Genomic DNA, 430 nt, shown 5'->3' with positions numbered 1-430 from the left:
ACTGTGAAAGATACAACAGCACCAGCCGTTCCGACAATTGATACGATTGAAGCAGGAGCTAAAGTAGTAAATGGCACAAGTGAACCATTAAGCACAGTGACATTGACATTGCCGGATGGTAAAACAACAGAAGTGAAAGCAGATGCAGATGGCAAGTGGACAGCGGAATTGGCAGAACCGTTAGCACATGACGCAGTGATCAAAGCAGTGGCGTCAGATGTGGCGAACAACAAATCATCAGAAGCGACACAAACTGTGAAAGATACAGTAGTTCCAACCATTCCGACAATCGATGCAATCGAAGCAGGAACTAAAGAAGTGAGTGGCACAAGTGAACCATTGAGTACGGTGACTTTAACATTACCAGATGGTACTACTAAAGATGTTAAAGCAGATGATAAAGGCGTTTGGACAACTACATTAGAAACAC

1 protein-coding gene is annotated in these 430 nt (G+C 43.5%); it reads left to right on the top strand.

The features are described 5' to 3' along the window. Positions 1–430, top strand: a 430-nt coding sequence (locus tag QQZ11_RS13570; RefSeq protein ID WP_284550856.1) for an Ig-like domain-containing protein, incomplete at both ends; no start/stop codon positions are given.

It is taken from the genome of Aestuariimicrobium sp. T2.26MG-19.2B (assembly GCF_950101875.1).
GTDB lineage: Bacteria > Actinomycetota > Actinomycetes > Propionibacteriales > Propionibacteriaceae > Aestuariimicrobium > Aestuariimicrobium kwangyangense.
This window is presented reverse-complemented; position numbering and strand designations above follow the sequence as displayed.